At 42.0% G+C, this 17,184-nt stretch carries 11 protein-coding genes and 1 pseudogene; 6 read left to right on the forward strand and 6 right to left on the reverse strand.

The genetic code is table 11. The features are described from left to right. Window positions 1–170: 170 nt before the first annotated feature. Window positions 171–992 (forward strand): annotated as a pseudogene (locus tag H6G75_RS33785) (WD40 repeat domain-containing protein); the annotation flags it as partial. A 165-nt stretch (window positions 993–1,157) separates the two neighbouring features. Next, window positions 1,158–1,715, forward strand: coding sequence for a tetratricopeptide repeat protein (locus tag H6G75_RS33790; RefSeq protein ID WP_313934870.1), 558 nt, complete (start codon window positions 1,158–1,160; stop codon window positions 1,713–1,715). A gap of 243 nt (window positions 1,716–1,958) precedes the next feature. Here H6G75_RS33790 and H6G75_RS19240 read toward each other — a convergent pair whose 3' ends face one another. Beyond that, window positions 1,959–6,575 carry an SNF2-related protein gene (locus tag H6G75_RS19240; RefSeq protein ID WP_190981613.1) on the reverse strand — a complete coding sequence of 1,539 codons (4,617 nt, stop codon included), beginning with the start codon at window positions 6,573–6,575 and terminating at the stop codon, window positions 1,959–1,961. Window positions 6,576–7,222: 647 nt separating this feature from the next. On the opposite strand from H6G75_RS19240, the gene H6G75_RS19245 reads away from it, so the two are divergent. Continuing rightward, window positions 7,223–9,379 carry a polyribonucleotide nucleotidyltransferase gene (locus H6G75_RS19245; RefSeq protein ID WP_190981614.1) on the forward strand — a complete coding sequence of 719 codons (2,157 nt, stop codon included), beginning with the start codon at window positions 7,223–7,225 and terminating at the stop codon, window positions 9,377–9,379. 156 nt (window positions 9,380–9,535) lie between these two features. Here the strand turns inward: H6G75_RS19245 and tnpA are convergent, their stop codons facing one another. Next, window positions 9,536–9,943, reverse strand: a complete 408-nt coding sequence (tnpA, locus tag H6G75_RS19250; RefSeq protein WP_190981615.1) for an IS200/IS605 family transposase — start codon at window positions 9,941–9,943, stop codon at window positions 9,536–9,538. A 411-nt stretch (window positions 9,944–10,354) separates the two neighbouring features. Here tnpA and H6G75_RS19255 point away from each other — a divergent pair, with 411 nt between their 5' ends. Next, entirely contained in the window at window positions 10,355–10,618 is a 264-nt protein-coding gene (locus tag H6G75_RS19255; protein WP_190592243.1) for a DUF3146 family protein, read from the forward strand. A 27-nt stretch (window positions 10,619–10,645) separates the two neighbouring features. Here the strand turns inward: H6G75_RS19255 and H6G75_RS19260 are convergent, their stop codons facing one another. The 3 genes from H6G75_RS19260 to ntcA all read right to left on the reverse strand — a co-directional run bounded on the left by H6G75_RS19260 (window position 10,646) and on the right by ntcA (window position 13,580). Further along, complete coding sequence (locus H6G75_RS19260) at window positions 10,646–11,098, reverse strand: pre-16S rRNA-processing nuclease YqgF (RefSeq protein WP_190981616.1); 453 nt, start codon at window positions 11,096–11,098, stop codon at window positions 10,646–10,648. Window positions 11,099–11,169: 71 nt separating this feature from the next. Further along, window positions 11,170–12,660, reverse strand: a complete 1,491-nt coding sequence (locus tag H6G75_RS19265; protein WP_190981617.1) for a DUF3084 domain-containing protein — start codon at window positions 12,658–12,660, stop codon at window positions 11,170–11,172. Window positions 12,661–12,908: 248 nt separating this feature from the next. After that, entirely contained in the window at window positions 12,909–13,580 is a 672-nt protein-coding gene (gene ntcA / locus H6G75_RS19270; protein WP_015113299.1) for a global nitrogen regulator NtcA, read from the reverse strand. A gap of 751 nt (window positions 13,581–14,331) precedes the next feature. Here ntcA and fabI point away from each other — a divergent pair. Together fabI and hisB are read left to right on the forward strand one after the other, a co-directional pair. After that, entirely contained in the window at window positions 14,332–15,108 is a 777-nt protein-coding gene (fabI, locus tag H6G75_RS19275; RefSeq protein WP_190981618.1) for an enoyl-ACP reductase FabI, read from the forward strand. Window positions 15,109–15,290: 182 nt separating this feature from the next. Beyond that, entirely contained in the window at window positions 15,291–15,938 is a 648-nt protein-coding gene (hisB, locus tag H6G75_RS19280) for an imidazoleglycerol-phosphate dehydratase HisB (RefSeq protein ID WP_190981619.1), read from the forward strand. 173 nt (window positions 15,939–16,111) lie between these two features. On the opposite strand, the gene egtD is transcribed toward hisB, so the two are convergent. Beyond that, the gene (gene egtD, locus H6G75_RS19285) at window positions 16,112–17,149 is read right to left on the reverse strand and encodes an L-histidine N(alpha)-methyltransferase (protein WP_190981620.1); all 1,038 of its coding nucleotides are present in this window, start codon (window positions 17,147–17,149) and stop codon (window positions 16,112–16,114) included. Between the last annotated feature and the right edge of the window lie 35 nt (window positions 17,150–17,184).

Raw genomic sequence — 17,184 nt, forward strand, 5'->3', positions numbered from 1 at the left:
CCCAGAGTGATTAGTGTTCGTCGTTCGCGTAGCGTCTCGCAGAGAAGACGTTGGCGCAGCCATCGCCTGTTTATTCCTGATTTTCCTTCCTACATTGTTTGTCTAATTTGTCAATGCGTAACTCCTAGATCAAACTTTGGGATGTCAGCACAGGTAAATTCCTGAAAACCCTGAGCGGTCATAGCAGTTATGTCAATAGTGTCAGTTTCAGCCCTGACGGACAAAGCCTGGCTTCGGGCAGTGAAGACAAGACCATCAAACTTTGGGATGTCAGTACAGGTAAATTCCTGAAAACTCTGAGCGGTCATAACGATTCGGTCAGGAGCGTCAGTTTCAGCCCCGACGGACAAAGCCTGGCTTCTGGCAGTGATGACAAGACCATCAAACTTTGGGATGTCAGCACAGGCAAACCTCTGAACACTCTGAGCGGTCATAGCAATTGGGTCTATAGCGTCAGTTTCAGCCCTGACGGACAAACTCTGGCTTCTGGCAGTGGTGACAAGACCATCAAACTTTGGGATGTCAGCACAGGTAAATTCCTGAAAACCCTTCCTTCGGAACGCTACGCAAAGAGCGGTCATAGCAGTACGGTCAGGAGTGTCAGTTTCAGCCCCGACGGACAAACCCTGGCTTCTGGCAGTGAAGACAAGACCATCAAACTTTGGGATGTCAGTACAGGTAAGCTCCTGAAAACCCTGAGCGGTCATAGCAGTACGGTCAGGAGTGTCAGTTTCAGCTCCGACGGACAAACCCTGGCTTCTGGCAGTGCTGACAACACCATCAAACTTTGGGATGTCAGCACAGGTAAATTCCTGAAAATTCTGAGCGGTCATAGCAGTGAGGTCATTAGCGTCAGCTTCAGCCCTGTCAGCAAAACCCTGGCTTCTGGCAGTCTTGATAACACCATCAAACTTTGGGATATCAGCACAGGTAAATTCCTGAAAACCCTGAGTGGTCATAGCAGTTCGGTCTGGAGCGTCAACTTCAGCCCCAACGGCCAAACCCTGGCTTCTGGCAGTGATGACAAGACCATCAAACTTTGGGATTTAAATCTTGATAACTTATTAAACAGTGGTTGCTCCTCACTCAATAACTACCTCATTGCCCATCCCGAAACATTAGAAGAAGTCAAAGAATGCCAAACCCCATCTCGGTTAATGTCAGCAGCTACTGTGTTAGTTGCCCAAGGCGAAAAATTAGCCAAAAATGATGATGTTAACGCTGCCGTTGCCAAATTCCGCAAAGCAAAACAATGGGACAAGCAATTAAACTTTGACCCCCAAGCCAAAGCCACAGAGTTGGCTGCACAAAGCAAGCTGGCAGAAGGTCAACGGCTTGTCAGGGATGGCAAAGTCTCAGAAGCCGTCACAGCTTACACCGATGCCCAAAAATTAGACCCTAAAATCGAAATCTCTGCCAGTGCTTGGAATACACTTTGTTGGGATGGTAGTCTACGCAAACAAGCCAAGCTAGTATTATTCGCCTGTCAAAAAGCCGTTACCCTTGCACCGGATGATGGCGAGATTCGTGATAGTCGCGGTTTAGCCAGGGCGTTAACAGGCGATACCCCAGGCGCAATAGCCGACTTTGAAGCCTTCATCGCCAAAACTGATAGTAAAGATGACAAAGCCCAACGCCAACGCTGGGTGAAAGAGTTAAAAGCTGGTCAAAATCCCTTTACTGATGCGGAATTGAAGAGTTTGTTAAATCAGTAGATGTAGATTCGGCGCAATGACATTATCGGTGTTGCGTAATATCATGTCCGGCTAAATACTTGTCATTGCGAATAGAGCGAAGCGGAATGTAGCGATCCACACATCTTGCACCTAGCCCCGACGAATGGAATTCGTGGCTACACAGGCGAAGTCCGCCTACGCGGACTAAGAGAAAACCAAAGTTTTGAAACCCACGCAGGTGGGTTTTGTTTGTGTAGACGCGGTTTCTAACCGCCCATTTCCCTATTCCGCATCTTCATCAATCAAAGCACTACGGTCAAGGATGAGTAAATTTCGTAGTTGGTCTGTATCTAATTCAGTTAACCATTCTTCCCCAGCACTCACGACTTGTTCGGCTAATTGTTTTTTGCTTTCAATCATGTCGTGAATTTTTTCTTCTAAAGTGCCAATACAGACAAATTTATGTACTTGCACATTTCTTGTCTGACCAATGCGAAATACTCGGTCTGTGGCTTGATTTTCAATGGCTGGGTTCCACCATCTATCAAAGTGAAATACATGATTGGCGCGGGTTAAATTCAAGCCTACACCACCCGCTTTTAAAGAAAGAATCATAATTGGTGGCCCTTGTGGGTCATGTTGGAAACGGTCTACCATTTCCTCGCGTTGTTTTTTACTACTACTGCCATATAAGAAGAAAACTTCTCTACCTAATTGCTGTTCTAAATAAGGTTTGAGTAACTTACCCCATTCTGCAAATTGAGTGAAAATTAACGCCCTATCTCCCTCTGAAATCGCCACATCTAACATTTCTTCTAGACGTTGCAATTTACCCGAATTATGTTGTTCTAATGTTGTTTCTTTTAAATATTGGGATGGGTGATTACAAATTTGTTTGAGTTTAGTTAGTAATGCTAAAATCATCCCTCTGCGTTGCAATCCTTCGGCAGATTCTATTTCTACTAAGGATGTATCGACTGCTTGTTGATAGAGTGCGGCTTGTTCTGTAGTTAAACCACAAAACACTGTCATTTCTTGCTTATCTGGCAAGTCTTGAATAATTTCTTTGTCTGTTTTCAACCTTCTTAAAATAAAAGGTTGAACTAGTGAACGCAATTGAGTTAAAGAAGCCGAATCACCATACTTTTCAATCGGCATCGCAAACCGCCGTTGAAAGAATTGTTTATTACCCAAATAACCAGGGTTGAGAAAATCTAAAATCGACCATAATTCTTGCAGTCGGTTTTCTACTGGTGTACCTGTTAGGGCGATGCGAAATGTTGCCTCTATTTGTCTAATTGCCTGGGACTGTTTAGCATCAGGATTTTTCACATTCTGCGCTTCATCTAAGACAACTATCTGCCAAGCAACAGTCTGCAATAATTTCACATCTCTGTGAATTAGAGAATAGCTAGTAATAATTAAATTATGTTTATTGACGGCTTCAACAAATGCCTTACCTTTAGGGCGTTTGTCACCGTGATACTGCATTACTTTCAAGCTGGGGGCAAATTTTCTCACTTCCCGTTCCCAGTTACCTAACACAGAAGTGGGACAAACTAATAATATGGGTTTTTCTAGTACATCCTCTTCTTTGAGATGTAAAAGAAAGGCGATAAATTGAATAGTATTGTGACAAATAATATTATTCGCCACAAAATTGTGATATTTACTTACTTCAAAGTCGTAAACCCAGCCTTGATAATCTACATCTTCGATGTTGCTAATTTGGCAATAAAATACTTCTTTGTCAATTAATGTTTGGAGATGCTGTTTGGTAGAATTGAATTTTTCTACATCTAATTTGCTATAAGCTGCTAATGTTTTAGCTGTCCATTTAGAAGGTTTTAATTGCTGATATTGCTGTTGAGTTTCTCCTGTAATGATTTGGTTCATACAGCCGACAACTTTCTGTAAACTTTCTCTAGAAAATTGTTGTGAACCATTAATATAGACTGTATTGTGCATTCCTAAGTGTCGCAGAGGTATGCCTGTTGTGGCAACTGTTTGGGCGACAACATCAGCAGCCGGAACACCCTCGATATTGGTGTTATTTACTCGCTGACAAATTTCTTTTAACTTTTGCTGCTTTTGAGTGTAGTTAAACCCAATTTCTTGCAAGAATCTTCGGGCTGAATTGCCACCAATGACACCAATATAATAAGTACGCAAAATTCGCTTACCATTGGTGGCACATTTTTGTTTTGAGGAAATTCTTAACCAAATACCAAAGCGACGCAGCAGTACAGAAAGTTGCTGAATTAATATACTTGATGCTGTGGAAATCTCAATACTCCGCATACTAGAAACTACAGAGGACTCAGCATCAAAATAGTGGCGTAAAAATAACCGCACACTCTCTATGTCAGCCTGCATAATGAATGAGGGAATCGATTTAGCTGCGGAAAGTTTACCCCAAACGTAACCTTGACTTTTGAGAAAGCGTCGGTAAGCTTGGCTATTAATTCGCAGACAAGGAACTTTACTGGGAAATGTACAAATACTAGGATGGTTGATTTTGAGATTGTAGCGATCGCCTATCCTCTGAAATGTTTGGCGTAAGTCTTCTAATAAGTTTATGTCTTTTTGAGTAATGCTGACTGTTCCAATATCAGCTAGTTCATGTCCTTCGGCAATTTGCCAAGCCAAAAACTTGACTAAATCATGGTCTTGTGGTTCGCCATGCCACAGCATCTTGCCAGGTACACAAACATAATCACCCGCCTGTAAATTATTTGTCCAACCGTGATTTGTCAGTAATTTATGGCGATGGGTAATAGTAATACTACTGCCGTCTTGCAGGGTGATTTTTCTTAATTTCTCGCACACTTGTTGGCGATATATTCGCTGAATTGGTGCTTGGACAATTTTGCCAGTTGCTTCATCGAGGGAATTAACTAGTAACTCTTGAGTGGGTTCCGCCCACAATCCTTCACCATCAAATATTGCTACGCCAGCATAATTTGTCCAAATAGCTTCTGCTGTCTGTAACATTCCATTGACATTGACTAAGGTATCAGGCGCTACGCATTTTCCTAGTCCCATATCGTCGGCGAGACACGCGCCTAAACCCCAACGTTCCAAAAAAGCCAGCCAAGCCGCACCTCGTTCTTGATAGGGACGTAATTTTCCGTGGAAACTGGCGGGTGTGGGTAAAGGTGTAATTTCCTGATTATTTGTCAACGCCCCAATTAATTCTTGTAACGCCCCAGATGCTTCAAAGCTAACAACTGGTAATTTTTCAATCACCTGGGTATCCCCTGTACTTAGGCGCAAGGCATCTTCTAAAGAAAGTGCCATTTGTTCTTTACGGGAAGCAAAAAATGTCTGGGCTGTTTTAATATCTTGGGGACGTAATTCCACCCACTCGCCGTTAATTTCTACCAACGGACTATTTAAAGCTACCAGTCTGTCAAACTCTGCTTTAGAAATTGTCTGTCCCCCGATCGCTAATTGCCATTGAAAATTCAACAAACTTTGTAAACCCAAGCGTTCTTTTTGCTTTTTGGGCGTTTCGGCGGTAATCTTCAACCCTAAACGGTTCGCCCAGCCTTCGCGGTTTGTCAAACTGGGGGGCAGAATGACACCTAAACCGCTATCTTCTAATCTCCAAGCCACAGATTTGATAAATTCATAAGCTTGGATGGGGTTTATTTGGCAAGATTGGGGATATTCTGTTTCTAGGCTGGGTGCGATCGCTCCATATAATCTAGAAGCTAAACCCAAACCACGCAAAAAAGTTTCTTGGGGTTTTTCAATGGTGCGGTTTTGATAAATTAATTCTTCAACGGGATTTTGCCAAATTGTTGCTGCATCAACTACAAATTCTGGATCATCCGCCGCCTGGAGAAAGTACGCCAGTTTCCATTCTGTTTCGCCCACATCCGGGGAAGATAGTTGAAAACAAGTGCGAAATAAGGGCTTTCCTGTAAGTTGATGTTGTAACGGCAAAGTCCAAGCTTTCAGCGCCGCTTCTAAGCGTTCTACACCAATTGCATCTGCAACCACGGTACTAGATGAACCAGTTAAAGCTTGTAACCACTGGCGAATTGCTGATGGTAAAGCCGCCATCACTCTGGTTTCGATGATGGGTTGATTACCCAGCATTTGACGCACTTGCACATCTATGATGCTGTTGAGAAAATCTAAAATTAATGCTTGTGCAGGTTCGGGTAAGTTTACACATATATCCCCACTACCCAATTCCTGATAAGTCCGACAACCCAAGGGCATTTTCGCGGCAAACTTTTCTAAGCGAGTTCCATCTACAGCACTGTCTAACAGCACTTGCCAGTTAGCAGCTGTAATACCGTCTGCTTGGTGTTGAATATTAGGTAAAAATTTAGAACGGGAAATTAAATCTAAACTCCAACGGGCTACCTGTGACCAAAATCTTAAATCTCCAGCTAAAAAAGCATCTTCACCATTAGTAATGTTGAGAGGAAGGGATTGGAGAAATTGAATTGCTTCGCTGGTATTCAGGCAAAAACCTGCAACATACCAAGGTTGTAGATACGTTGCAGCGTCGGAATTTAAATCTTGGCTGGCAGAATGTAGAGGTAATAAGTTGAAGGTTTGATCTTCGCTGTTTTCGGCAATTTGAGTTGGTAAAGCGATAATTTGTGAACAGGTTGGTAAGCTGATTTCTGGCGGTTTTGGAGTTTTGCGCGATCGCCCTCCTGAAGTTAGTGCTGGCTGTTGCTGAGTGCTGGCAATTCTCAGATTCCGCCCTGCTAACCACTCACTCAACTCCACTGCTGTCATTGCTAATGGATGTAATGGAATTTCTAAAGATTTATCTATATCCCAATTTACTTGCGGCGATCGCCAAGTTTCTCCCCAGATAAATAAACAGCTATTTTGATTTTTGCGTACCCAACTACCGTGTAAAATCGCCATCTTGAATTACTCGAATTATTTCCGGACTAAATTATTGAAAATTTAAAATTTTTATATATTATTGTTATTTTGATTATATAAAATCAGCAAATTTATTTGGCTAGATTTTACCAAATTGATTGACATTCTAAGTTACCAAATTATTGCTTAGTTTAGAAAAAATAGCAATTTAAATATCTGCTCAAAGTCAAATTACTATTGATGAATAATTTGAATTAATATTTATTTCGTTGAGGCTAGTGCCGCCATGTTTGCAACGTTGGTACTATTGTACAACCAGGGCTACATACTGGGGCGAGATTGTTTTTAGCTAATTTAATTATGATTTAAGAAATATCGCATTCCGTTGCAGACTTGTAAAAAAATCTACTTTGTATACCTGACATCCACCAGTATTTGATCAATGAAAGAGATGGCCATACATGCAATTTCTCAGACTTTTGAGTATGATTAGGCATATTCTACCTGTGGCAATCCTCAAAGATAGTCAAGCCGTCGAATTTACTGCCCCTTGATAGGCAAATATGTAATACATTTGGCAGCGAATCACTTGTTTATCTTTGTATGTAACAGAAGCCAGCCAGAGTGCATAAATGTTAGGATTGCCACAGAGAGAGAATAGCGTGCATAGAAGGAAAAAAAACTGAATGGCAGAAGTTGAAAAGTCAATATCCTTTGATGGACGGGATATTCGACTGAAGTTAGGCCTACTAGCGCCCCAAGCTGGTGGGTCAGTTTTGATAGAATCAGGGGATACAGCTGTTTTGGTAACAGCTACGCGATCAGAAGCCAGAGAAGGCATTGATTTTCTGCCCCTTACCGTAGACTACGAAGAAAGACTTTATGCAGCAGGTAGAATTCCTGGCGGGATTATGCGTCGGGAAGGTCGTCCACCGGAAAAAGCAATTCTCACCAGCCGTCTCATAGACCGTCCTCTGCGTCCTTTGTTCCCTTCATGGTTGCGGGATGACCTGCAAATTGTGGCTTTAACATTATCAATGGATGAGTTAGTGCCACCTGATGTTTTAGCAGTTACTGGTGCTTCCATAGCGACCTTAATTGCCCAAATTCCCTTTAACGGGCCAATGGCAGCCGTACGGGTAGGTTTAGTAGGAGATGATTTTATTATCAATCCTACTTATGCAGAAATTGAAGCCGGAGACCTGGACTTGATCGTAGCTGGTTCGCCAGAAGGCGTAATCATGATTGAGGCAGGAGCCAATCAGTTGCCAGAGCGAGATATTATCGAAGCAATTGATTTTGGTTATGAAGCAGTACGCGATTTAATTAAAGCCCAGCAAGATATCATTGCTGATTTGGGTTTGCAAATTATTCAGCAAGCACCACCAGAGGTAGACCAGACCCTGGAAAATTATATCCGCGATCGCGCCAACGACGAGATTAAGAAAATTCTGTCTCAATTTGAATTTACTAAAACTGAGCGTGATACTGCGTTAGATGCAGTTAAAGATAACATCCAAACTGCGATCGCTGAATTATCAGAAGAAGATCCCGTTCGCGTTGCGGCTACTGCTGACCCCAAAGCAGTGGGTAAGACTTTTAAAGAAATCACCAAATATTTCATGCGCCGTCAAATCGTTGAAGACAACGTGCGCGTTGATGGTCGCAAACTCGATGAAGTCCGTCCGGTTTCTTGTCAAGTTAGTGTCTTACCAAAACGAGTCCACGGTAGCGGTTTATTTAATCGCGGACTGACTCAGGTATTATCCAACTGTACCCTTGGTACTCCCGGAGATGCTCAAAACCTCAACGACGATTTGCAAACCGACCAATCTAAACGTTACCTCCACCATTACAACTTTCCGCCCTTCTCTGTCGGCGAAACCAAACCCTTACGCGCCCCTGGTAGAAGAGAAATTGGTCACGGTGCTTTAGCAGAACGCGCAATTTTACCAGTTCTGCCACCCAAAGAACAATTTCCTTATGTAATTCGGGTTGTTTCCGAAGTACTTTCTTCCAACGGTTCCACCTCAATGGGTTCGGTTTGTGGTTCTACCCTCGCCCTAATGGATGCCGGTGTACCAATTATCAAACCCGTTAGCGGTGCAGCAATGGGTCTGATTAAAGAAGGTGATGAAGTCCGCGTTTTGACTGATATTCAGGGCATTGAAGACTTTTTAGGTGATATGGACTTCAAAGTTGCTGGAACAGATACCGGGATTACAGCCTTACAAATGGATATGAAAATCTCTGGTCTGCCTTTGGAAACTATTGCCCAAGCCATTCACCAAGCCAAAGAAGCGCGGTTGCACATTTTAGATAAAATGCTGCAAACCATCGACCAACCACGCATCGAAACATCACCCTACGCACCACGTCTGCTGACTATCAAGATTGACCCAGACATGATTGGTTTAGTCATTGGCCCTGGTGGTAAGACAATTAAAGGCATTACTGAAGAAACTGGTGCCAAAATTGACATTGAAGATGATGGTACAGTGACTATCTCTGCCGTTGATGAAAGCAAAGCCAAGAAAGCGCGGAACATCATCCAAGGGATGACCCGCAAGCTGCATGAAGGAGATGTCTACGTAGGACGTGTAACTCGCATTATCCCAATTGGTGCTTTCGTGGAGTTCTTACCCGGTAAGGAAGGAATGATCCACATTTCTCAACTGGCTGATTACCGCGTCGGCAAAGTCGAAGATGAAGTTGCAGTTGGTGATGAAGTGATTGTCAAAGTGCGTGAGATTGACGGCAAAGGACGAATTAATCTCACACGTTTGGGTATTCATCCAGACCAAGCAGCTGCGGCAAGGGAAGCTGCGGCAGTAAATCGATAAATCGATTTGGGATTTTAGAGATTATCTAAAATCCGCGATGCCTTTGTTGTAGGCATCGCCGTAGCTTTTTTAAAATATTAATTAACCATAAGCTGGACGACTGAAGTCGCGGCTATCAGAACGAAGCCTGCCTTCGCAGGCTAGAAACAATTACAATTACAATATTTCCCAGTGGGCAATTAAAGATTTTTGTTGATGGTGTGTGGCTTGGTTTTGAATATAATTAGCTATTTGCTCAAGATGATGGTGACTAACTGTAAATGCCCCATAGCCACCTTGCCATTTGAAAAATTCCTGGGGCTTAATTTCATGAGTAATTAAGTGGGATGAACTGCCTTTAGTTTTTTGCACCAAATCCGATATTGTCAAGTTGGGTGGATAGCCAGCGAGTAAATGAACATGATCAACTATGCCACCAATAGCAATTACTTTGCATCCTAACTCGGAACATTGCTTGGCGATCGCTGAATAAATAATCTCTTGAATATCCGGTGTTACCAAAGGTAATCTATCCCAAGTTCCCCAGACACAATGTATGTACAACTGTGTAAAATTTCTGTGCATTTGTTACTTTATTTAGTATAAAAGCCTGCGTAGGCAGACTTTGTTCTTATAGCCGCGACTTCAGTCGTCTGCTGCTACTATTTTCAGCAACTAACAACCAAATAAACACTCATTATTAATTGCTTTCTTAGATAAATCTTCGTTTTTTGCCCATATCTGCCAGTATGACTTTGAAGGTTCCAGCCATTTAGCTATTCAAAAAAGTGTTATGGCGGTAGTCAGATATGTTAGGACAATTTGAAAGCTTAAATGCGAGGAATAGTAAGACTTTTACTCCTGCCTTCTGCCTTCTGCCTCCTGCCTTCTACTATAAAGCTATCTTTTGCTAGTTTGTCGATCGCGGCGAAGTTTGGTAAATAAAAGAAATAGACTGCGTTGTTTGCTTTTATCCCACATTTTATCTAAAGCATTGTGAGTGCAAAACGGTTGCCAGAAACTACTGCCCATGTTAAAATAACACGCCAATCCTGGCAACATGGGTTTCTTGAGGGCGAAGTCAGCGCCGGAGATTTTGAATGGCATTTCCAATGGCATTTCCGCCGTGGAGAACTGTCGGTGAAACCCTCTCAAGGTCGCGCTTTAATTAAAGAACCTCTTGGTCGCTTTTTAGAAAAACAAGATTATCAGCTAGAACCAGGAGGAGATTATGCTTTTACTATCCGAGCCGAGTTGTAAAGCAACCAGGGACAAGGGAGAGATTCACTATTGCCTATTAACAGTTGATTCTGTCAGACGATTTAAATATCTTTCAATTAGTAAGATAGCCACAATGTCATCTATTGGTCTTGGTGGTTGGCGCATTCCTTTTGGCAGCAGTTTTGTTAGTCCTTGGGGTGGATACATCTGCCAATAGCGATCGCGTGCTTCTAAAGTAGAATATCGCTCATCTACTAACATGATATTTAACGTTTGTAATAATTCTTGTTGTAATTTTTGTTTCCACTGCTTGGCTGTGGTTTGATTACCCATGACAAGTAAAGAAACAGGATATTTTTGTCTGAGTGTTTCTATACTAGCGATCGCTGCTGATGCAGGTACCACTTGATGATAATGCAGCTGTCTGTCTAATCCCATCACAGCTAAACCACACTTATCTTTACCAGGGTCAAAGCCAAGAATCACTGGTTGATTGGGTGAGAATTCATTTAAATTCATATTCAATCAGCTTTAATTTTTAACCTTAACTGAACTATTTTCATTCTGACTTGTAATTTCTGACAAAAATCTTAGGTACTAAAAATCACTTTACCGTTTTGGACAGCTAATAATTTCACGCGCAGAGGCCCGGCTGTGTATGTATCTTCGGCGGCGATCGCTTTAATATCTAAAGGCTGATCGTATTGTCTTAGCTGGTTAATAAAGCGCAAAAATGTGCCATCTACTTGCACACCTTCTACAATGCCGGCATTTCTGGCACGAAATTGGGAAGCAGAAATCAGCAAATCTAATCTTTGCCGTAACTGATAAGATGTCATGGTTTTGGGATCAGCACTGGTGCTTGCCAAAACCTCTCCTCCCGTAAAGACTAAGATATTGCGTGCGGCATCTGCAAAAAATTCTATCTGTTTTTCGCCCCTGACGTAATTACCTGCGGAGAAAATTCGCACGACATATTCCCTACCATCGCTGATTTGTCTAATCAACTGCTCAACTCGTTCGGGAGTGACGCGCAATATTTGGGTATTTTCTGGTGATGCTCCAGGCTCAGTTAACTGAAATATGGCATTTTGGTTCGCATCACCCAACACTTGCAACACAGCCTGACGCGCCGCCGAGGCTTGACTGACTTGAATTACCGCACCAGCCAAAATTTGACCACGCACTAACGCCAACTTGCCTAAACGCAAGTCTTGATAAGACTGATAGTATTTTTCGAGTCTGGCTACTTCCTGTTCTAAATAATCCTGTTGTCTTTCTAATTCTTTGAGGCGAGATTCTCTGGTGGCAATTACCTGCTCTCTGGCAGTAATTTCTAAATTACGATTTTGAATGAGTTTATCTAATTGGGCGATTTTGCGATCGCGCTGTTCAATAATTTCTTGACGATTGGCGAGTTCCTGATCTCGTTTAGAAATGGCTGTTTTCGCTTCATCAATCGCCTTTTTCGCCTCTGCGTACAATCTTTGTTGTTCTGCCTTTAATTGTCCTACCGCTACTTGTAAGGCTTTTCTTTGGTTATAAACGTTTTCTAATTCTGACCGCGCTTGCTGATATTGAGTTGCAACTTGATTTAACCGCCCTTGAGTGCTTTGTAATTGCCCTTGGATCTTTGCTTGGCGGCTTAGGGTTTGGTTAAGTTTTGCTTGGGTTTCCCGTTGTTTTGCATTGGCCGCTTGCAAAGATTTATTAATTCTTTGTAAGTCTTGTTGCGCTTGGGTTTGTTCTTTTCTGGCTTGACTTAATTCTGTTTCGACTTGACTTTTTTGGGCTTCTGCGGTTTTGAGTTGTTCCCGCTTGTTTCGCAAGTCTTTTTGAATATCTTCTAATTCAAAGACTCCCTTACGCAAACCCTCATCAGCAGCAAACAAAATTCCCAAAGTTGATGCAGAAATCAAGCCACCAGTAAAAATCGTCACCACCACCGCCGTATTTTTGGGACGAAGCTTAAAGAGTGAGAGGCGAGCTTTGCCAACCCGTGTGCCAATGCGATCGCCCACAGTGGCTATTACGCCTCCCAAAATTAAAATTGCTGCAATGAGGATGTACCCGGTGGTCATCTTCAGCTACCGAAATGGTTCCAGATACAGCCTACTACTTTCGACCATTGTCTGTGGAGGGTAGGAAATTGGCAATAGCGAAGATTCATCAATTTATGACTTGCCTCCAGCTATGGGTATTATCTGCAAAAACACCAAACTTGCCAACTCCACAACCTCCAATTGTTTTGAAAAACAAACAATGCCGGAGTCAGAAAGCCCAAATTCAGAATGAATTACGTTTTGATTCCGACTCCTGAGTTCTGCATTTAAGTGAACTGTCTACTTAAGCTAACAGGTTTATGCACAGTAATCTTCTTTTTATGAATAGAAATCATTTTCTTTTCGCGTAAATCACCAAGTAACCTAGTAACTGTGACGCGAGTCGAACCAATTGCCTCTGCGATCGCTTGATGAGATAGCTTCAGATCAATTGTGATTCCATCTGCACAAGGAACACCAAAATCACGACAAAGAATTAATAAAAAACTCACCAATCTAGAACCCATATCTCGGTGAGCCAGAGTTTCAATCATCATCTCTGTCTGTAAAATCCGCGAAGATAGACCCCGCAGCATTAACATAGACAATTCTGGATTTTCCTTAAGTGCTTGCTCTACTTGTTCGATTGGTGCTGATAGCAATTCTACAGGTGTAAATGCAACAGCATGGTAAAACCGATCTGACTTATTTCCAGTCAGCAAAGACAAAACACCAAAAACACTATTTTCCCGTAACAGTGCTACCGTTATTTCTTCTCCTGCTTCGTATACCCTGGAAAGTTTTACAGCACCCTTAAGAAGAAAATAAACTCGTTCAGCAGGATCGCCCGGAAAAAAGATCGTTTTGTTTCGTTCAAACGTTTCCACCACTGGCGGAAACGCCCCAGTTGCCATCTGACGAAAAACATTTGCTAGGGCTTTATCTTGTGTCACGATCATCTCCCTTCCCCTACCCAATGCCGGAAAAACAAATAAACTGATTACCTAAGAATACACCTGAAAAATCAATAAATCACCGTCAACCTTTCTGTACTTTCCTATACTCAAAAGCCCAACTTCAGACCTATTTGTTCATAATGATACATAATTTTTCACCTTTTTAGCTAGTAGTTGTTATAAGTACTTACAAACTCCTATTCATCAGGTTTTTTGCAAAAAAATTCATTATATCTTGAGAATATCTTCAGGAATAGCAGACAATTTTTATGGAGCAAACACACCAATTGAATTAAAGAAGAATTAAAACAGCAGAATTCACAAGGCAGAATTAGTCAATGAGGAAAAACACCCACCACTTAATTTGGTGCGTTGTTTGTTTATTCATCCAGTAGTCTCACAGAATTTAATTTGCAATTCAGGCTTCTAGTGCCTTGATTCTTGCTTGTGAAACATGATTTTGATAAATCCTGTGGTCAGGCAAGAAAAACAGGCCTCAGTTTCTAGTATCCTCCTAAGAGGATGTCTGAAAAGTCCCAGGTGATACACTCAGCAGTTGAAGTATCCTCAATTCCCCTAAGAAATTTAGACTCCAAGCTAGATTTTCCTGTTTTACAGGAAAGCTATATAGCTACACAGCAGTCAAAAACAGCCATTGCGTTGCCAAGTTAATACTGCACTGTGATTAGGGGGTAAAAAATCTTTGATACTGCTCAGACATCTTTTATCATGATTGATCCTGTTAATAATTTCTATGCTGAATCTGACTGGAAAAAACGCCCTCGTTACAGGTATTGCCAATAATCGCTCCATCGCTTGGGGTATCGCTCAACAACTGCACGCAGCTGGGGCGAACTTAGGTATTACTTACCTCCCCGATGAACGTGGCAAGATGGAGAAAAAGGTTGCGGAATTGGTAGAACCTCTAAATCCCAGCTTATTTGTTCCCTGTAATGTTCAAAACGACGAACAGATTCACTCTACCTTTGAAGCAGTGCAAGAAAAGTGGGGTAAATTAGATATCCTCATCCACTGTTTGGCTTTTGCGAATAAAGATGATTTGACTGGAGGCTTTAGCCAAACCTCCCGTTCTGGTTTCAATACAGCTTTAGAAATTAGTACTTATTCCCTAGTACAGTTAAGTGGTGCAGCGAAACCGTTAATGACTGAAGGCGGTAGCATCGTTACCTTGACATATTTGGGTGGCGTGCGAGCTGTGCCGAATTACAACGTGATGGGAGTTGCCAAAGCAGGTTTAGAAGCAAGTGTGCGTTATCTCGCAGCAGAACTCGGCCCGCAGAACATTCGGGTTAATGCTATTTCGGCTGGGCCAATTCGGACTTTGGCTTCTTCGGCTGTTGGGGGAATTTTAGATATGATTCACCATGTAGAAGAGGTAGCACCTTTACGACGCACAGTCACTCAACAAGAAGTTGGTAATACTGCGGCTTTTTTGTGCAGTGACTTAGCCAGTGGTATTACCGGGCAAGTGCTGTACGTGGATGCAGGATATGAAATTATGGGAATGTAATACTATTACTCAAGTCAAAAGTTAAAAGTAAAAAGGTGAACCACTGCGTTGGACGGGTTTCCCGGCTTGTAGACGCGCTTTGCGCGGCTTCTCGCAGAGTAGCAAGTGGTGAACCCGAAGGGTAAAAGAATTATTTTTTACTTTTGCTTTTTTACTTTTAACTTATTACACCCTAATTAACTATGCAAATCAGCGATACTGCTCACAAAGACTCAGTTCTGCACCAAGTTAACCTAACCACGGCGCGTATTGCTTCGGTTCACCGTGTGACTGGTGAAACTAATGTGCAAGTAACTGTCAATTTAGATGGGACAGGAAAATGTCATGCGGCGACTGGTATTCCATTTTTAGACCACATGTTGCATCAAATTTCCTCTCACGGCTTGATTGATTTAGATGTCCAAGCCAAAGGAGACTGGGAAATTGATGATCATCACACTAATGAAGATGTCGGTATTACTTTAGGTCAAGCTTTGCATCAAGCATTAGGTGATAGAAAAGGAATAGTTCGCTTTGGTAATTTTTTAGCACCATTAGATGAAGCTTTGATTCAGGTGGCGTTAGATTTTTCGGGAAGACCGCATCTCAGTTATGGTTTGGAAATTCCTACTCAAAGACTTGGCACTTATGATACTCAGCTAGTGCGAGAATTTTTTGTCGCCTTGGTAAATCATAGCCAAATGACATTACACATTCGTCAATTAGATGGTATTAATTCCCATCACATTATTGAAGCAACATTTAAGGCTTTTGCTAGAGCTATGCGAATGGCTACGGAATTTGATCCCCGTCGCGCTGGGACAATTCCTAGTTCTAAAGGTGTTTTATAAAAGAAGGCAGGAGTTAGGAGGCAGGAGGTAAATATATTATTATTACGCTGCCTGCCATTTGTGCTTTTGAAATATCCTACCTTACCCTGCGACTGCCATATTTAGATGTGTTTCCAGGCTAGACAGCTACTTATTTGATTCTGACTCCTGGATTCTGACTTCTAACTTCTTCTTCAATTAGATTGAAACTGACATAACAACAAACCAAACCATTGATTTGCATCAGTCCATGTTTGAATTGGAACTAAACCACGGCTTTGGAGTTGTTGTTTAATAGTGTTCAGGTTAAATTTGCGCGAGATTTCCGTCAGGATGGTTTCGCCTGGGGCAAAATTAACAGTGAGGTTGAGAGATTTTAATTGCACAGTTTGCGATCGCATACTCCGCAAGTGCATTTCAATTTGATGTGCGGTTTCATTATAAAATGCCCAATGTTCAAATTGTGTTGTATCAAAATTGCCTTCAAATCTGCGATTTAAATGCTCCAGCATATTGATGTTAAATGCTGCTGTTACACCTTGGCGATCGTTATAAGCTGGTTCTAAAATTTCTTTTGGTTTTTGTAAATCGACTCCCAGTAGGAAATATTCACCTACTTGCAGCGCATTGGTAATTTGCGAAAAGAAAGTATCACACTCTTGGGTAGTCATATTTCCCAAAGAACTACCAATAAAACCAATCATCCTACTTGGTGAATGTTTTGCTGGGAGTTGTGCTAAAGCCATTTCATAAGTTCCCGCCAGTGCATAAACTTGCAGTGAGGGATATTCTTGGAGTAACTTTCTCGCGCTATTTTCCAACATTCCCGCACTCACATCTATTGGCAAATAGCACTGAAGATACCCTAACTTTTGATAAGCATCCAGCAAAATTCGGGTTTTGGTTGAACTCCCACTACCCAGTTCTACTAATTCGCAAGCACCTGTGATTTGAGCAATTTCATCTGCATACTGTTGTAAAATTGCTGTTTCTGTGCGAGTTACGTAATATTCCGGCAAGTCACAGATTTGTTCAAATAAGTCAGAGCCTCGGTCATCATACAAGTAGTATGGGGGTAAATATTTGGGGTTATGTGTTAATCCCTTGACTACATCACTTCCTGCTGTTGATGTAACTACTTTTGTGGCTTCTATCAAACGCTGTATTTGCAAACGTTCTTCTAGGTTGTTGAGAGAAGGAACCTTGCTGTTGACAGCTTGAGATATTGTCATTTAACCTCCGTAGAGTTGCAGTAGTAGATTGCTAG

Source organism: Nostoc sp. FACHB-280 (assembly GCF_014697615.1).
Taxonomy (GTDB): Bacteria; Cyanobacteriota; Cyanobacteriia; order Cyanobacteriales; family Nostocaceae; genus Nostoc_B.

Coding starts and splice junctions, on each gene's coding strand:
- H6G75_RS33790 (WP_313934870.1), top strand. CDS start 1,158: ATGTCAGCAGCTACTGTGTTAGTTGCCCAAGGCGAAAAATTAGCCAAA.
- H6G75_RS19240 (WP_190981613.1), bottom strand. CDS start 6,575: ATGGCGATTTTACACGGTAGTTGGGTACGCAAAAATCAAAATAGCTGT.
- H6G75_RS19245 (WP_190981614.1), top strand. CDS start 7,223: ATGGCAGAAGTTGAAAAGTCAATATCCTTTGATGGACGGGATATTCGA.
- tnpA (WP_190981615.1), bottom strand. CDS start 9,943: ATGCACAGAAATTTTACACAGTTGTACATACATTGTGTCTGGGGAACT.
- H6G75_RS19260 (WP_190981616.1), bottom strand. CDS start 11,098: ATGAATTTAAATGAATTCTCACCCAATCAACCAGTGATTCTTGGCTTT.
- H6G75_RS19265 (WP_190981617.1), bottom strand. CDS start 12,660: ATGACCACCGGGTACATCCTCATTGCAGCAATTTTAATTTTGGGAGGC.
- ntcA (WP_015113299.1), bottom strand. CDS start 13,580: ATGATCGTGACACAAGATAAAGCCCTAGCAAATGTTTTTCGTCAGATG.
- fabI (WP_190981618.1), top strand. CDS start 14,332: ATGCTGAATCTGACTGGAAAAAACGCCCTCGTTACAGGTATTGCCAAT.
- hisB (WP_190981619.1), top strand. CDS start 15,291: ATGCAAATCAGCGATACTGCTCACAAAGACTCAGTTCTGCACCAAGTT.
- egtD (WP_190981620.1), bottom strand. CDS start 17,149: ATGACAATATCTCAAGCTGTCAACAGCAAGGTTCCTTCTCTCAACAAC.